The following is a 15655-nucleotide window of genomic DNA, read 5'->3' on the forward strand; positions in this document are numbered from 1 at the left end:
TTTGAACGGTTGTGATCAATTGACCGACTGCCATTGCCGCATCGCGGACTTGCTGGGTCAGGCTGCATGGCCGCCCTGCCCTGGCCGGGCTGGACTGAAATGCGGCCCTCGGCAGGTGCCGGACGAAACGATCCTCTCCCAACATGCAGATAGCTCCACCCTCCTGGATGAACAAACGTGATCGCAAGACGCGGCATCCTAGACGGCCGCTGCCCAAGCATTTCTGAATGAGCCCGGCGTCAATCCGATCATGCGTACGAATTCTCGCGTAAAATGGGCTTGATCGAAAAATCCTCCGTCCAGGGCAGCTTCGACCAATGACTCTCGCTGCTGTAGGAGCTTCTTGGCTTTGTGAAGTGCGAGCACGACATGGAAATTGTGCAGGCTGGTGCCAACCTGATTGCGAAAAATACGCGAGAGATGGCCCGGGGAAACGGCGCAGGCATTCGCAACGCTCACGACATCGGTTTGCAGTGTGGGTCTTGTAGAAAGTTCCTGCGTTACACGTTCAATAATCGCGCTTCGCCCGCCCTTCCAGACGACGTTTGGACCGGAAACAAATCTCGAGCAAAAGGCCCAGCCCTCTCGATCAAGAGCTTCAAAACGATGCACGGTACCAGCCGGTACGAGTCCTGTTTCGCCCGCTTCGAAATCACGATAACCCGATGCGGTTCGAAGGCGTGCTCGACCTTCACTGATCGTCACCAGCTCGTCACCTGAGTGATAATGCGCTCGAAATGACCAGCGATGCCGTTTGCCTTGCACGACTTCGACGCTCCTGTCGTGCTCGATTTGAACATGAAGACTAGTGCGAAGTCTGTCTAAAGATCCATGTGATGACATCGCTCCTCCCTTCAAGATCGCCCGCTCTCAATATCATGAACGAAGGTTCACCGCGAACCATTTGCAGGTCATTTCTGTCCAAGACGCGGTGCTGCGCCTGGAGTCATCATCGCTCTTGAAGAGCCGGAAAAAGGGCCAACGCACAATGAAAACCTGACAGAGGGAACGAACGATGACTGAGAGGATAATGGCGGTAAATCCGCCGGGTGTGTTCGCGGGAACCCGCCTTGCCAAACTGTTCTTCTGCGCGGCGGCATGCGTGCTTGTCGCCGAACTTATCGGAACCTTGACCATCCCGCTCGGCGGAAAGCTCCAAATCATCCTGATGCCGCTATTGTGGGCGTTGTTGATCGGAGCCGTATGGGGCATCTCAAGCCCAAGGTTGCCGCAGGCGCTTCAGATCGACCGGAAAATGCAGGTTCTGTCGGCTGCAGTGCTGCAGCCTGCACTGCTGATTTTCGTGGCAAAGCTTGGATTGCTGGTGGGCGGCAACTTGCCGACAATACTGCAATCGGGCTGGGCGCTGGCGTTTCAAGAACTCGGGCACTTCTTCGGGACGATGGTGTTCGGGCTTCCATTGGCACTGCTGCTTGGCATCAAGCGGGAAGCCATCGGCGCAACCTTTTCGGTCGGACGCGAGCCCAGCCTTGCCATCATTGGCGAGAAATACGGGATGGACAGTCCCGAAGGACACGGCGTTCTGGCCGAGTATATTACTGGCACCATCTTCGGTGCGGCTTTTATTGCGATATTCGCCGGATTGATCGCCAGTCTAGGGATCTTCAATCCACTTGCCCTTGCAATGGGTGCAGGGGTCGGGTCGGGTAGCATGATGGCAGCAGCCTCTGGCGCCATTGCTGCGCAGGAGACACCCGAAGTCGCAAAGCAGGTCGCCGCATTCGCAGCTGCCGCCAATCTCGTCACCGTGACCATCGGAACGTATTTCACGTTGTTCCTGTCGCTGCCGTTCACGGTCTGGCTCTACGGAAAACTAGAACCCGTTCTTGGTCGAACACGCGCGATCTCATCTGTCGCGTGGGACAAGGGCCTGCAAAGGGAGACGTCAGAAAATTTGCCCCAACTTTCAGCCGTGCATCTCCTGGCAATCTGGCTTGCCTCGGGTTTGATGGCATTGTTCGGCAACTGGTACAGCTACAAGGCATGGCCCGACCGAGAGATTCTGGCAGGACTGGCGATCATCGTGGCGGTTGTTGCAGTGGGATTCGCAATATACCGCCTGACGAAGAACGCCCTGCCCGCCGTACTGTTCGTCTCACTCATCGCCATGGTGCTGACCTATCCGGGTGTGCCGTACGCCGACGCGGTGAGCGTCTCGACAGGCAAAATCAACTTTCTCGCACTTGCTACTCCCGTGATCGCATATGCAGGGCTGTCGATCGCGAAGGATGTGCCAGTCTTCCGCAAACTCGGCTGGCGTATCGTCCTTGTGTCCCTTGTCGCCAATGCCGGCACATTCATCGGAGCGACTTTGATCGCGCAATTCTTTGTGCACCCTCACATTTGACGATCAGTTGCCCGGCTTCCAACGCACCAATCAAGCGATCCCTAAGGAGATTTCAATGCTGCACAATGATCCCATTGCCCCTCTCACCGATGAAGTTATCAGCTGGCGACACCATATTCACGCCAATCCGGAACTTGGGTTTCAAGAAAAAGAAACAGCACGTTTCGTGGCCAAAAAGCTACGCTCCTTCGGCGTGGATGAGGTTCACGAAAATATCGGTGGCACCGGCGTCGTCGGGGTGCTTCGCAACGGCAACAGTACGCATGCTATCGGTCTTCGCGCGGAGCTGGATGCCCTTCCCGTAGTAGAAAAAGCCGACGTGCCGTACATCTCAAAAAGCGAGGGCGTGATGCACGCCTGTGGTCATGACGGACATTCGGCGATGCTGTTGGGGGCGGCAAAGCTGCTCTCAGAAACACGGTCCTTTGACGGCACGATCTACTTCATCTTTCAACCGGCGGAGGAAAACGAAGGCGGCAGCATGCGCATGATCGAAGACGGGCTTTTTCGCCGTTTCCCGGTCGAGGCCGTCTATGCGGTCCATAACTGGCCCGGCCTGAAATTCGGGACAATCGCTACGCGCGTTGGTCCACAAATGGCGGCTGTAGACAATTTCGAACTGACGTTTGAAGGCCTGGGCAGCCACGCAGCCATGCCTCAGATCGGCGACGACCCGATCCTGGCCGCCTCGGCATTCGTTCAGACTGTACAGCGGATCGTCAGTCGCTCGGTGGATCCGCTGTCGCCGCTTGTTGTCAGCATCACGCAGGTCCACGGGGGTAATGTCGGCAATATCGTGCCGAAGAAGGTCTGGGTGCAAGGCACCTGCCGCTTCTTCGAGCCCGGCTTATCGGATCATTGCGAGAAGCTCGTTGGCCAGATTGCCCAAGGAATTGCATCCGCGCATTCGCTGGGCGCGAATCTGCAATACAAGAAGGGCTACCCTCCTGTGGTGAACACACCGGAGGCCACGGCGCGGGCAATCGAGGCCGCATCGAGCGTGCTTGGCAGTGAGAATGTAGTGACCGACTTCGCTGCGAGCCTTGGTTGCGAAGATTTCGCCTACATGGTTCGCGCCGTGGGCGGATGTTATGTGTGGATCGGTGCCGGCGAAGTCGGCCCTTCTGAAGGATTGCATGGCGATAAATTCGTCTTTAACGATGGAATCGTCCCCGCCGTGCTGCGTTATTGGCAAACTCTCGTCGAGCAGGTGTTGCCGCTGCACTCGCGTGAGGCTGCCCAATGAGTTCAACGTCGCAGAGCGGCCTGCCGCTTATCAGTAGTCGCCGGGGCGGACACGCGGTGATCGATGGCATCGACATGATCATGCTGGGTTCGAACGACTATCTCAGCCTCTCCCTCGACGAACGTGTTATTGCAGCCACGCGGGAGGCGCTGGACATCTACGGTACGGGAGCCGGCATCTACCCTGTTTTGGCGACAACGGCCCTCCACCTCGAACTCTGCGAGGGCCTTGCCGAATTTCTTGGCACGGAATCCGCGGCAGTCTACTCCTCGGGAGGTGCTGCCAATTCAGGCGTGCTCACGACGCTTGTTGAGCAAGGTGATATCATCATCTCTGATCGCCTGAACCATGCCAGCATCATCGACGGTTGCCGACTGAGCAAGGCAGATGTCGTCGCATACGAAAACAGGAATGTTGTCAAGCTGCGCGAGGCGCTCGAAAATGCCGGGGCCAGACGCCGAAAGCTCATTGTCACCGACGGGATCTTCAGCATGGAGGGCGGCGCCGCGCCGCTGATGGAAATCTACAAACTCGCTCGTGCGCATGACGCCTTGCTGGTCGTGGACGAGGCGCATGCAACGGCCGTGGTCGGCCCGAAGGGCGCCGGTACGGCACCTATGTGCGGAATTCCAAACGGCTCCCCGGGATTGTTGCTCACCGGATCTTTGTCGAAAGCCCTTGGCGGCGCGAGCGGCGGGTTTGTGGCAGGCTCGCAGGAGTTCGTTGATGAACTGCACAGCTTCCGCTTTGATGCCATCATCGTCACGCGAACTTTCGTGGGCAGTCAGGATTGCATGTGCCAGTTCGCGATCATTAATAAGCGGACGGGAGAATACTGGCACATCAATCTGGCCGAGTTCCTCGCTGATAGAAGACATAAGATCGAGTGTCGGATAAAGCGTTAGATACGACCAACCGGCCTCCGTACCTGCTTGCCCGTCATGACATTCTTCGGGATTCACAACAGCGATTGTACCGGGGGTTGCACTTACGTTCTTGTTACCGATTCTGATACGCTCGCAACCCCCTGTTATGAGGGCGATGACATATGTCGAGTGCGTGTGCAGATGATATCTGTGGTCCTGGAATCGTGCCTTGAGCATGCCAAGGTTCTCAAACCGGGGGTGTCGCCAAAATTCAGTAACATCTGGCATTCGTTCCCTCCAAATGCATTTGTAGCAGGAGCTTGCCTTGCGCTCCTACAGCGTCTGTTTTGAATGCGCTTCGCGATTGCGAGTCTCTCCCTTGATGGCGAAAAATATATGAGCCAAGAACATGTCGAACTCAAATAGGGTATGAAACATACCTCAAACCCCAGCCTTGTATTGTATGAAATTGACCTGAGTTGGATCGGTGACGCCTCCCCGCAGCCGTCAAAGCGCCCGGTCAATTCTCATCGTGGCAATGGATCATTGGCGCTCTTGCGTCATAAGGCATCCGTGAACTCCGGCAGTCGTTCGAAGAGATCGCCAACGAGGCGGTAGTCGGTGATCTGGAAGGTCGGCGCCTCTTCTCCTTGTTGACAGCGGACGATCACTTTTGAACGCTTGCCGGCAAGATGCTGGACAGCGCCTGAATGCCGCAGGCGATGTAGAGCTGCGGGGCGGCGACCTTCCAGTCCGGCCAAGCTGCCAGCCGCTGAGCGCATAGCAGGCATCGACGGCGGCTCGCGATGTCGACCAGCTGTCGGCCACAGGCAGGATGACTTCGAGGAGTTTTTCCAGAGCCCAGCGCAGGCAGCGCGAGATGATGATCTTCGCCAAGGTCAGTGCGTAGCGGCAAAGCTCTTCTTGTCAGCCACCGGCGCACTTCACAACCTCGACGAAACGTATAGGGGCTTTGCAACCAGGGATAACCAGCCGGTCACAGGATGATCCCTACTTCGTTCAAACGTGGCGGCGATCACGGCCCGGCTGTTCCTGCCCCCTGGAACAATGGTCCGACCGCGCGGTTCTGTGGAAGGCTGCCTTCGAAGCTACCATCAGCGGTTGCAGCATCGATGCGGTTTGAGCAAGGTCCGGCAAGATCGATTTGCTGTCCAGATTTGTATGCTACACGTTGTCTCTTCGCCAGCCAGAAATCCGGGGCGCTTCAAGTTCCGTCGAACTATGTTGATGAAAGATTATGTCGGAACCTTGTCACCCAGCATCCGGTGAACCCTGACAACTGCTGAATGGTCGAGCGCTGACCCTCCCCCCGCACTGCACGCTGAAAAGAGCTGCTGCGCCAGGGCTGTCGCGGGCAAAAACGATTTCAGTTTGCGTGCAGCGTCCAAGGCGTTGTTCAAGTCCTTCTGGTGGAGCTCGATTCTGAACCCGGGCGCGAAACTGTCTTTGACAGCTCAGCGTGAACTATTTTTCGCATGCTTGTCCGGGCAAACTACAGGGCACCGGACTTTTTTTACCACGCGTTGCGCATGAACCTGCTTTTTTCGAAACCCGCAGTTGCTGGAGCGTAGCGGTAACATAACCAAAGTCCAACGTACCGGAGTACAGGATGAAGCCGGGTTTTGCTTGGAGTGGCCCTTGCCTTGCGCAATGTTCCACGACAACCATGAAGGCGTTCACAAGCTTGGACAGGAGAGACACCACGATCCTGGTGCGCCGACGGAGCACTCCCCAAGAAATGCTCAGGCAAAGCACTGTCAAAGCTAAATGATCTGGAGAGCAGCGCCGGGTGCGTTCACCGAAGGGACCTTCCCTGCAGGAGCAAGAATCTTGCAGGTAACAGGACAGATGCGGACGAGGACTGGCGGACGACCCGACCATTGCCTTGTTGGAGAGTTTTAATGTCTTACATTGTCGTTTTGGCGGCGCTACAAGCGCATAGGCCCTGTTGCCGCGGGGACACAGGTGACCTGTTATAGACCGTCATCATTATCCAGCCATGGAAACTGCATCGCCTGCGCCGCTTTGGGACGCGTCGCCCAACTACACTCGACGATCTCGCTGCAGCCTTGAACCAGGCAAATTGCGAGGCGCCGACGAACCAGTCCAGTCGAGCCTTGGCTTTTGATTGACAGCGCCGTTGCAACAGAATTGCGCCAAAGCCAAGAAGCAGGTCAAGTCGAAACCTTGGCGACAAACCTCGCCAAATTCGCCGAAAGAATATAAGGTTGAAGAGTTTCGCAATCAGGTGAGAAAAATGGCAGTTTCACGGCAAACTTGTTTCAATACCATCCTGGCCACTATCGTAGTCTTCGCTGCGTGTAATCACATGACCCGGAGCACCCTGCTGGGATTTGTTCAAAGCGCGGACAATACGGCATACGTTGTATCCGTTACCAAGCAAAACGCGTTTCGTGCGCTGTTCTCAGGCCAATAGTGCTTGGCGTTCTAGAACGATCCTGCTTTCCTACGATTGAGGCGATGCCAATTTGCTAGGGTATCTTTGAGCTACGCGATTCCCGAACGTCTGTTGTGGAGAAGAATGTCGGCTCGCATAGGCGGGTCAGCGCCCTGGAACCAACGACACCGGATATACAGCCCGGCCTGGAAGTGTTCATTTTTCAGGCTTCATGCAGAAAGCGATTTGCTGCGATCAGAATATCGCCGCCCTGTTCTGCCCGCCCCCCGTAGTGGTGGTCACAAGCCCGCCAGAATTTCGATGATGGGTATCAACACCAGATGTCACACGGTTGAATTCCGGTCTCCACACATGGATCTCTTTGCCAGTTGCAAGCATATTCACCCCCATAGCGGGTCATTCTGGCGAGTTCACGTATCAAATAGCATCCGATTGCGTTTCGGTTGTGCTCGATCTCAGAGGATGCCTTCAGGCAGGACTGTCCGTCCAAAAGGCGCTCGCGTGCGCCAAAACGTTTCCCCGCTTGTAGGGGTTTCCGCCTTATTCAAAGCCGCGTTACGCCATCAACAGTCAGACCGATAAGAGTACTTCAGACCGGGGTGTCGCCCATATGAAAGGGTGCCAGCGACAGGATCAATAACCCATTTTATTGGACCGTCAGCATTTGATCCAAACTCCTCAGCAAGATTGCATGACCAGGAAATTCGCTGGAAATGCGTTCGCGGATTGCGCGCTCGGCCTCCCGTCTGCCGCTGTCACTGGATCGAAGCGGTAGCCGGCTTCAGTTTGCTCTCCATGGCCAGTTTCAGGCGAAACCCGAAAAGCGTTTCCGCTGGTGCTGCATCTACCAAGCGGAATAAATTCAATAGCCGGAAGCTCACTCATAAGTTTGGTGATCGGGTTCATATCTGTTTCGACCAGTCAGTAAGACGGCTGCCTGACGCAACCGTTATCATCGCCACGGCGATGAAAACGAAGCTTGTTACGAGCGATGTGGATTGTGCGATAAATCCGATAAAGGGGGGCCCCAGCAATAATCCGGCATATCCCATAGTCGCAACCCGGGACATCGCCACGCTTGAGGGAATACTCTGCGAGCGCCCGGCCGATGAAAAGATACGTGGAACCAAATTTGAAATGCCTAGTCCTGCAAAAAAAAGTGCAAGAAAAACCAATGCCAGATTGCCAGTAGACAATGTGCAACTGACCGACACTGCAACAATGAGCGCTCCGCCGCGGAACACCCGGATCGAGCCAAGCCGGTTGTTGCAGTAGTCTCCTATCGACCGGCCCAATGCCATCGCTCCGGCGAAGGTGGCAAAACCAAATGCAGCGGTACTCTCCGTCGTGTGCAGAATATCAACGAGGTAAATAGCAATCCAGTCGCACAAGGCCCCTTCGGCAAAGAGTGCAAGGAAGGCAATGCCCCCGAGCAGAAGGAGGCGCCTGTTTTCAGCGCTGTTGTAGGATGTGCGGGTGCTGCTTCCAACCTTGCGTGCTTGGAAAGACTGGGGGTCGGATGGGCTGCGCCGGTAGGCAAATACAACCAACGCGCCGACACATATGCCCGCTGTTCCGAGGCAGCTGGCGATGTTGTAATCTTGGCGCAGCAGCATTCCGCATATCCCCGCCCCCGCCAGATTTCCGACACTGAACAGCGCATGAAATGAAGACATTGACGACTTGGCCAGTCTGCTTTCCAGTGCGGCAGCTTCCGTGTTCATTGCAACATCCAGAGCTCCGAAGGCGGCACCGGCTATCAGGACTATTGCTCCCAAACTGATCGCGTCGGGCATGTGAGGAATTGCCCCCAGGCCAGCAGCAAATACCAGGGCTCCAGCGAATGAAATCTTGTTCGCCCCCAGGACCGGAATAATTGTGCCGACCCGCAGCATCATTAAGATTGCCCCGAAGGCGAAACACAGCAATGTCATGCCGAGTTCACCTTTGGTGAGACTGAGTTGCTGGCTTATAGAGGGTATGCTCGCAGCCCAAGAACCGATACCGATACCGGCAGCCAGGAAGAAGGCGAAAACGCCCGTGCGCGACTGTAATGCGCTGTTCAGCATGATCGGTTCCAATGCGGGTAATGTCCAAGTCGGCCTGGAGACGCCAAATTCGAATATTGCAGCAAACTAACTTCACCGGGAAAGAGTTGCAATCACGTTATTGCCGACTTCGGCATATTTTCTTTACTATTTAGGCATAAACAGGCATTGGGTATTGGCTTTGTGCAGCGCCGAACAGGAATCCTCACAATGAAGAAAGATCTTTCCCCAGACGAACGCAAAGAAATTATCCTTAAGCAGATTGGCGATTCAGGCCGTGTCCTGGCAAATGTCGCCGCCGCCCAATTTGGCGTATCTGAAGATTCCATCCGCAGAGATCTTAGGGAATTGGCGGACCTCGGCCTGGTAAAACGTTTTCACGGCGGGGCCACGCGTATGAGCTCTGGCCGCCGAAATTTTCAGCAGCGCGCTGATGAAAAGATGCCTGAGAGGAAATTGCTTGCGACTGCCGCAGCCAGCAGAATACCTGACAAAAGCACGATGCTTCTAGATTCCAGCACAACTGTGCTGGAATTTGTCAGGGCGATGCCCAATGGCTTGGAAGTTTCCATCATGACCGGAACACCTGAGATCGCCTCGGCAGCCTTGGATCGCGATAACGGGGAAGTTATCTTGATCGGTGGGACCTTAAACCCTTCAACGCGCAGCACGGTAGGAGCATCCGCACTGGCCGTCATCCAGTCGTCAAGATTTGATGTCTGCGTTTTGGGTGCCTGCGCCATCGATGCAGATCTGGTCTTGCGGGCAGAAAGCTATGACGATGCGTACCTGAAAACCGCGATGGGCGCCGCCTGTACCGAAATCATCGTTCTGGCCACCTCTGACAAGCTGTTCAAACAGGCAAATTTCGCAATCGGTCCGGTCTCAATGATAACCACCCTTTTCACGGATGACGGGGCGGACGAATCGATCGTGCAACGCATACGGGATGAAGGTGTAGAGGTGGTCGTCGTCGAAAGGGCATAGTTCCATCATCTGCTCAGCTGAATTTTTTTAGGCCCGACAAGTCACGTCGCTTGCTTGATGAGATCAGCGACCTTCTCGCCAATCATGATACAGACAGCGTTGGGATTTCCGGAAATCAGCGTTGGCATAATTGAAGCGTCAGCGACACGCAACCCACTGGTTCCCCTCACTTTCAAACCGGGATCGACAACGGCAAAACCATCGGTTCCCGCACGGCACGTGCCGGCGGGATGCAGCGCCGCATGGGCTTGGCTTCTGCAGAATTCCCGCATTGCGTCGCGGCTGAGCATATGCCCGCCAGGAACGTGTCGGCGCGACAGGTACCGTTGTATCGCTGGCTGATCCATAATCTCCATGGCGAACAACGCTCCATCGACCACGGCCTCAAGATCATACGGATCACTGAAATAGTTGGGGGCCACCAGAGGTACCTCAGCCGGATCAGCACTGTTTAGCTGCACGTAACCTCTCGATCGCGGGCGTATCTGCCCCAGATTGATGGTGCATCCATTCCCCCCAGGTACCGCATCCACGCCCTCCTCGATACCCGCACCGACAACCAAAAAATATTGGATGTCCGGAATGGCCTCGCTTTTGTTTCCCCACCAAAAAGCCCCTCCCTCGATCAAGTTAGACGCGGCCGGTCCGCCCTTGAAAAGTAAATAGTTGAGGCCTGCTGCCATTTTCCAATGAAGTTTCTTGTACTTGTCATAACTGTGGGGTCCGTTAAGCTGGTATACGAATGAGATCTCGATGTGATCCTGCAGATTTTGCCCCACTCCCGGTAAGTCTACCTTCGTCTTTATCCCAAGACCTTCAAGATGCCTCGCGGGTCCAATGCCTGACAACATCAACAGTTTCGGCGAGTTGATGGCTCCCGCCGAAAGAATGACCTCCCGTTCAGCTGGCAAGACATGCGTTCGCCCAGACTTTATATATTCAACACCGGTGGCTGTACCGTTTTCGACAATGATACGCGTTACCCTTGCGCCGGTCATGACGGACAGGTTTTTCCGTTTGCGCGCTGGGCCAAGATAGGCGACGGAAGAGCTGCTGCGCCTGCCATCGCGAGCGGTGATCTGGTACAGACCACAACCAGTTTGATCACCAGAGTTGAAATCCGGGTTATAGGGCAGTCCCGCTTGTTGGCAAGCATGTAACCACGCCCTTGTCAGCGGATGAATTTGCTCGATATCCGACACGCCGAGATAACCGCCGGTGGCATGAACAGCATTGGAGAAACGGTTGTTATCCTCGGCCCGAAGAAAGTATGGCAGCACCTCATCGTATCCCCAACCTTCCGCGCCCAGTTTCTCCCATCGTTCGTAGTCGGAAGGGACACCTCGTATGTAGATCATGGCATTGACCGAGCTTCCGCCCCCAAGCACGCTAGCTTGGACCATCGTTGGATTCTCGTCTTTGCGACTGTCGTCCGTGGCTCGCCACGGAATCCGCTTCAACAGTGGTCCCTGTGCCGTCTTATAGTAAGCACCGGGAATATGAATGTACGGATTTATATCGCGCGGGCCTTCTTCCAGCAGCACGACCGAGACGTTGGGATCTTCTGAGAGACGCGATGCGACAACGCATCCGGTAGAGCCTCCCCCAACAATTATGTAGTCTACCATTAAGATCGCTCCCGCACCCTTCTCTGACTGGTTTTCACCCGCCGCCCGCTTTTTATTCTCCCTTTCTTCGCCAGCTTAGCAATTTCGCGAACCATCATATCATGATGCAAACAGACGCACATATTCGACCAAGATGCGTCAGATATAAGTCACGTGCGCAATGGTGCCGGGAGCGTTCCGGTGATCTTCTTATACGCTTAACCGGGCGCTTGCTTTGGTACATTTTCGGTTCTCAAGCATATGGCTGAGCAAGCCAGGTCGGGGATCAAGAATTGAATGGGAGAACTCTTATGGGGACCAATGCCAACAGGCTGTTGCTGCATTCGACCGTAACGAAGTATTCGGCCCTTGCTATGGACATTGAGTTCGCCAACGCGGCTGGCTTCGATGGGATTGAAGTCACTAGCAATAAGCTGGTGAACTATCTGGATGCCGGATATTCTGAAGCAGAGTTGCAGGGACTCCTGCAAAACATACAGGTTCCCGCAATCGGTTTCATCACCGACCTTGAGAGACAAGGGATCGATGAAGTACCGCTTTTGAAAGAAGCTGAGCAGTTGTTTCATCTGGCCAAACTCGTCGGGGCAAAGGGCGTCCAGGTATTGACCGGCCCAATCAACGTCCAGGCTGTTCTGGACTTCAAAGAAAAGAGAAGCTCGCGCTTTTACGCCGGGTTGCTCGGCACTTGCGAGCAAGAACAGATTGCGTTGACAGCGAAAAACTTGGCGAAACTTGCTGATATTGCCAAAAATTATGATCTCCTTCTTTATTTTGAAGCCTTGGCGTGGACGCCTCTTAACACCGTCGCGAAGCAATTGGCGGTTCTCGACAGTGCCGAACGCGACAATGTCAAGCTGGTGATAGACTATTGGCACTATTACGCCTCGGGGGACGGGCCAGAGGCTATCGCAAAGTTAAACAAGGAAGTCATCTTTGGTGTCCACATCTGTGACTCCCTGCCCTTTGAGGGAGGGGTGCCCAACGAGGAAGTCTTGCGCAACGTATCCACCGGGAAGGGCGTTCTCGATCTTAGAGAATGGACCGATGCGGTCAAATCCACGGGATACACCGGCTGGTGGAGCTGCGAGCTCTTCGCCAAAAAAGATCAACAGGCCAACAGTTTTCGAGTTGCCGCACAACTGAAGACCCTCATGGATGATCTGGTCTTGGGCGTTCGATAAGTCTCACCGATCCCAGCAATGCCGCCTGTACGCGCACGATCCTCATGGACATGCCAAGACTATCGCAAGTTGGCGCTTAGGTGATTGGCGGCACGCAACGTGAGAGCAGCTATTGTTAAAGCCGGATTCACCGCGGCCGAGGTCGGAAGCACACTGGCATCCATAATGTGAAGATTGGCAATATCGTGAGAGGCGCACCATGGATCAACCACCGAGTCAGCCCCGTTGATGCCCATTTTGGCCGTTCCGCATTGATGCGACGGAGTGCGTCGATCAAAAGCCCGCGCCAGCACAATTGGAAAGCCCGCCGCGCGGAATGTTTCCCGTACTCTTTTTACTAGGGTCTGGTGGCCAAGCATATTTGATCGTTGCCAATCAAGCGTGATCGTGTCGCCGTCAACGGTAACACGACTTTCCGGGTTAGGCAGATCCTCGCTCATAACATACCAGTCAAAGGAATATCTGGCGATCATGCCAGCGAAAAGCTCCGGCATGCGCGGCATGTTTGCCTTGAAGATCGGTCCGGAAATTTTCCCAAGCAGTTGGACGTTACCAAGCGGAAAGCCGGTGACCGGATCCTTAAGATAGAAATCGTTAAATCCAAACGTCTTTTGATGGACCGATGTATTGCGGAGCCTTGGATCAATCGTAATCATCGCAGTGCAATTATGATTCATGAAGTTCCGGCCAACCTGGTCGGAACTGTTAGCCAGACCCTTTTCATGCTTTGAACTTGCAGAGCGTAACAGGAGAGCGGCAGAGTTGACCGCGCCGGCTGCTAGGACAAATCGGCCTGCTCTCACTTTTATTTTTTCACCCCGGTGGCGTACCACAGCATGGGTAATGGATTTACCGGTGCCGTCTGTTTCTAGAGTGAGGACCTCACTGTCGGTAAGAATCCTCACGTTCTCATGTTTGAGCGCATGGTTGAGCGGCCCCGTCTCTGCATCAATTTTTCCCGTGAACGTGTCAGGGAAGCCATCCCATGGAGTTGCCGCGCGTTTGAGCCATTGTGAGTGGTCTATGGCGATGGGCAATGAACTCGCGTGGATCCCTTGCCGTTTCAAGCGTTCTCTGGCAATTGCCAAAGATGGTTCGTCAGGCACTGCCGGATAATCGTAGGGGGTGGAATGGTAGGGCTCAGTCGGATCCTCTCCCAACTTGCCGCGCACACGAAAGAGTTTCTCAGCCATGCCGTACCAGGGTTCAAGCTCTTCATAACTCAACGGCCAGCCCGCAGTAGATCCTTCCATGTGCTCGCGGGCGGTGAAGTCTTCGGCCCGGTAGCGATAAAGGATCGCCCCGTAGAATTTCGAATTGCCTCCGACGTTGTAGAAATTGCCAGGACTGAACGGTTCACCATTGCCGTCACGCCACAACTCCTTGGTGCGGAAAAACCCTCTTTGAAATATCGCGCGGTCATCCCGGGTTTCTGGTGTGTCTTGAAGGCGTTCTCCGCGTTCTAGAATCAGGATCTTGGCCCCTGTAGGGGCAAGCACGGACGCTGCCGTTGCCCCGCCTATGCCCGAGCCGATGATTACGATGTCCGCATCAAGATTCATGGAAAACCCGCCCTCTAGAAATGTGCCTCAATGGCCACAGCGTGGATGTGGGTCACAAAATCCGAAAATTCACCAATAGATGCAATTGCGCAGCTAGCTCATTCCTGAAGCGTTCTGACGCACCCTTATGGGCAAACGATCTCAAACGCTGTTCCAGACTGATGGCGCGCAAACTGCGTCAGAACGCTTCATTTAACTGTATCTTGCGAAATTGTGTACCTTTTGGATTGAGTGAAAAATGCCCTCCAGAAGAGAGCACAAATGGAGGTGGTAGCCTCCTTGCAAGTGCCGTGCAATGGGAACAACCGGTCTGCATTGAGCGATTGGGCTGGACTTGGCCGCCGTCGGCCGGGCCGCGATCGCGATGATATTCCGCCTCTCAGTGCCCGCTCAAACTCTTTCGGGTGACTGAGGCGCTCTCGCGGCGCGTTGATGAAGGCATTAGGATCGATGAATCTTTCACGAACAAAAATCGGAGCAATTCTCGCAGCGCCGACGGTCGTCTATATGGTCATCTTCTTTGTCGTGCCCAGCCTGATACTGTTTTCGTACAGCTTCTGGAGTTCGGAATCCTATCGGGTGGTTCCAGACTTTGTATTTACCAACTATCTGGATTCGCTGCATTCAGCCGTCTTCTGGAAAGTTACAATCAACGCAGTGCGGATAGGATTGACTACCGCAGCGATCTCGCTGGTACTGGCAGTCCCGGTTGGCTACTATCTGGTCTACGTGAGCCGTTCCCAAACGATGCTCTACCTGATCTTGATCACGTGGTTCTCAAGTTACCTCGTGCGGATCTATGCGTGGCGCACACTCCTGGGCACTAACGGGGTCCTCAATGCGGTGCTTTTACAATTGGGCATCGTTGACCATCCCGTCGATGCGTTCCTGTTCAGTTCCTTCGCCGTGACCATAACTCTGGTCCACATATATCTTCCATTTTGCATCCTTCTCGTTACATCGTCATTGAGCGAGATCAAGCCGGATCTGATCGACGCAGCGCGCGATCTCGGAACATCCTCGCTTGGCGCATTCTTCCGCGTTATCGCACCGAATGCCGCCAACGGGCTTGCGGGGGCGTTCATGCTGACATTCATTCTTGTGGCAGGCGATTATGTGACCCCACAAATGCTTGGTGGATCATCAGGTCAGACAACCGGCTTGCTCATTGCGGATCAGTTTCGCAAAACCGGCAACTGGCCCTTGGGAGCCGCGCAGGCTTTTGTAATGTTCGTCATTTCCATCGCGCTCTATTTCATTCTCGTCAGTCTCGGCCGGGCGACCGGTTTGATTGTAAAACGGCGTACGATAAACCCAAAGGGGATTTGA

Annotated in this window: 10 protein-coding genes, 3 pseudogenes and 1 riboswitch; of the genes and pseudogenes, 6 read left to right on the forward strand and 7 right to left on the reverse strand. The window is 54.8% G+C overall.

Features of this window, described 5'->3' with window-relative positions:
• Window positions 1-198: 198 nt before the first annotated feature.
• Window positions 199-843: an AraC family transcriptional regulator gene (locus CU100_RS27090; RefSeq protein WP_106717776.1), complete on the reverse strand. Its 645-nt coding sequence runs from the start codon at window positions 841-843 to the stop codon at window positions 199-201.
• A 172-nt stretch (window positions 844-1015) separates the two neighbouring features.
• On the opposite strand from CU100_RS27090, the gene CU100_RS17140 reads away from it, so the two are divergent.
• The 3 genes from CU100_RS17140 to CU100_RS17150 all read left to right on the forward strand — a co-directional run bounded on the left by CU100_RS17140 (window position 1016) and on the right by CU100_RS17150 (window position 4519).
• The gene (locus CU100_RS17140) at window positions 1016-2368 is read left to right on the forward strand and encodes a DUF3100 domain-containing protein (protein ID WP_106717777.1); all 1353 of its coding nucleotides are present in this window, start codon (window positions 1016-1018) and stop codon (window positions 2366-2368) included.
• Window positions 2369-2423: 55 nt separating this feature from the next.
• Window positions 2424-3614, forward strand: coding sequence for a M20 aminoacylase family protein (locus CU100_RS17145; protein ID WP_106717778.1), 1191 nt, complete (start codon window positions 2424-2426; stop codon window positions 3612-3614).
• A gap of 80 nt (window positions 3615-3694) precedes the next feature.
• Window positions 3695-4519 (forward strand): aminotransferase class I/II-fold pyridoxal phosphate-dependent enzyme, encoded by an 825-nt coding sequence (locus CU100_RS17150; protein ID WP_407070348.1) that lies wholly within the window; start codon window positions 3695-3697, stop codon window positions 4517-4519.
• Here CU100_RS17150 and CU100_RS27725 read toward each other — a convergent pair.
• The 4 genes and pseudogenes from CU100_RS27725 to CU100_RS17170 form a co-directional block, all read right to left on the reverse strand.
• Window positions 4442-4768, reverse strand: a pseudogene (locus CU100_RS27725) (AraC family ligand binding domain-containing protein); the annotation flags it as partial. The gene CU100_RS17150 and the pseudogene CU100_RS27725 overlap by 78 nt on opposite strands.
• A gap of 272 nt (window positions 4769-5040) precedes the next feature.
• A pseudogene (locus tag CU100_RS27095) lies at window positions 5041-5392 on the reverse strand (FAD-binding protein); the annotation flags it as partial.
• Between the two features lie 344 nt (window positions 5393-5736).
• A pseudogene (locus CU100_RS17165) lies at window positions 5737-5952 on the reverse strand (NAD-binding protein); the annotation flags it as partial.
• Between the two features lie 228 nt (window positions 5953-6180).
• Window positions 6181-6268, forward strand: a riboswitch (glycine riboswitch).
• Window positions 6269-7822: 1554 nt separating this feature from the next.
• Entirely contained in the window at window positions 7823-8989 is a 1167-nt protein-coding gene (locus CU100_RS17170; protein ID WP_106717781.1) for an MFS transporter, read from the reverse strand.
• A 189-nt stretch (window positions 8990-9178) separates the two neighbouring features.
• Here CU100_RS17170 and CU100_RS17175 point away from each other — a divergent pair, with 189 nt between their 5' ends.
• Window positions 9179-9955, forward strand: coding sequence for a DeoR/GlpR family DNA-binding transcription regulator (locus CU100_RS17175; RefSeq protein WP_106717782.1), 777 nt, complete (start codon window positions 9179-9181; stop codon window positions 9953-9955).
• Between the two features lie 41 nt (window positions 9956-9996).
• Here CU100_RS17175 and CU100_RS17180 read toward each other — a convergent pair whose 3' ends face one another.
• Window positions 9997-11583 carry a GMC family oxidoreductase gene (locus CU100_RS17180; RefSeq protein WP_106717783.1) on the reverse strand — a complete coding sequence of 529 codons (1587 nt, stop codon included), beginning with the start codon at window positions 11581-11583 and terminating at the stop codon, window positions 9997-9999.
• A 290-nt stretch (window positions 11584-11873) separates the two neighbouring features.
• Between CU100_RS17180 and CU100_RS17185 the strand changes: the two genes are divergently transcribed.
• Complete coding sequence (locus CU100_RS17185) at window positions 11874-12764, forward strand: sugar phosphate isomerase/epimerase family protein (protein WP_106717784.1); 891 nt, start codon at window positions 11874-11876, stop codon at window positions 12762-12764.
• A gap of 59 nt (window positions 12765-12823) precedes the next feature.
• On the opposite strand, the gene CU100_RS17190 is transcribed toward CU100_RS17185, so the two are convergent.
• Window positions 12824-14326, reverse strand: coding sequence for a GMC oxidoreductase (locus tag CU100_RS17190; protein WP_106717785.1), 1503 nt, complete (start codon window positions 14324-14326; stop codon window positions 12824-12826).
• Window positions 14327-14776: 450 nt separating this feature from the next.
• Here CU100_RS17190 and CU100_RS17195 point away from each other — a divergent pair, with 450 nt between their 5' ends.
• Window positions 14777-15655 carry an ABC transporter permease gene (locus CU100_RS17195; protein WP_106717786.1) on the forward strand — a complete coding sequence of 293 codons (879 nt, stop codon included), beginning with the start codon at window positions 14777-14779 and terminating at the stop codon, window positions 15653-15655.

The organism is Phyllobacterium endophyticum, assembly GCF_003010935.1.
Lineage (GTDB): Bacteria > Pseudomonadota > Alphaproteobacteria > Rhizobiales > Rhizobiaceae > Phyllobacterium > Phyllobacterium endophyticum.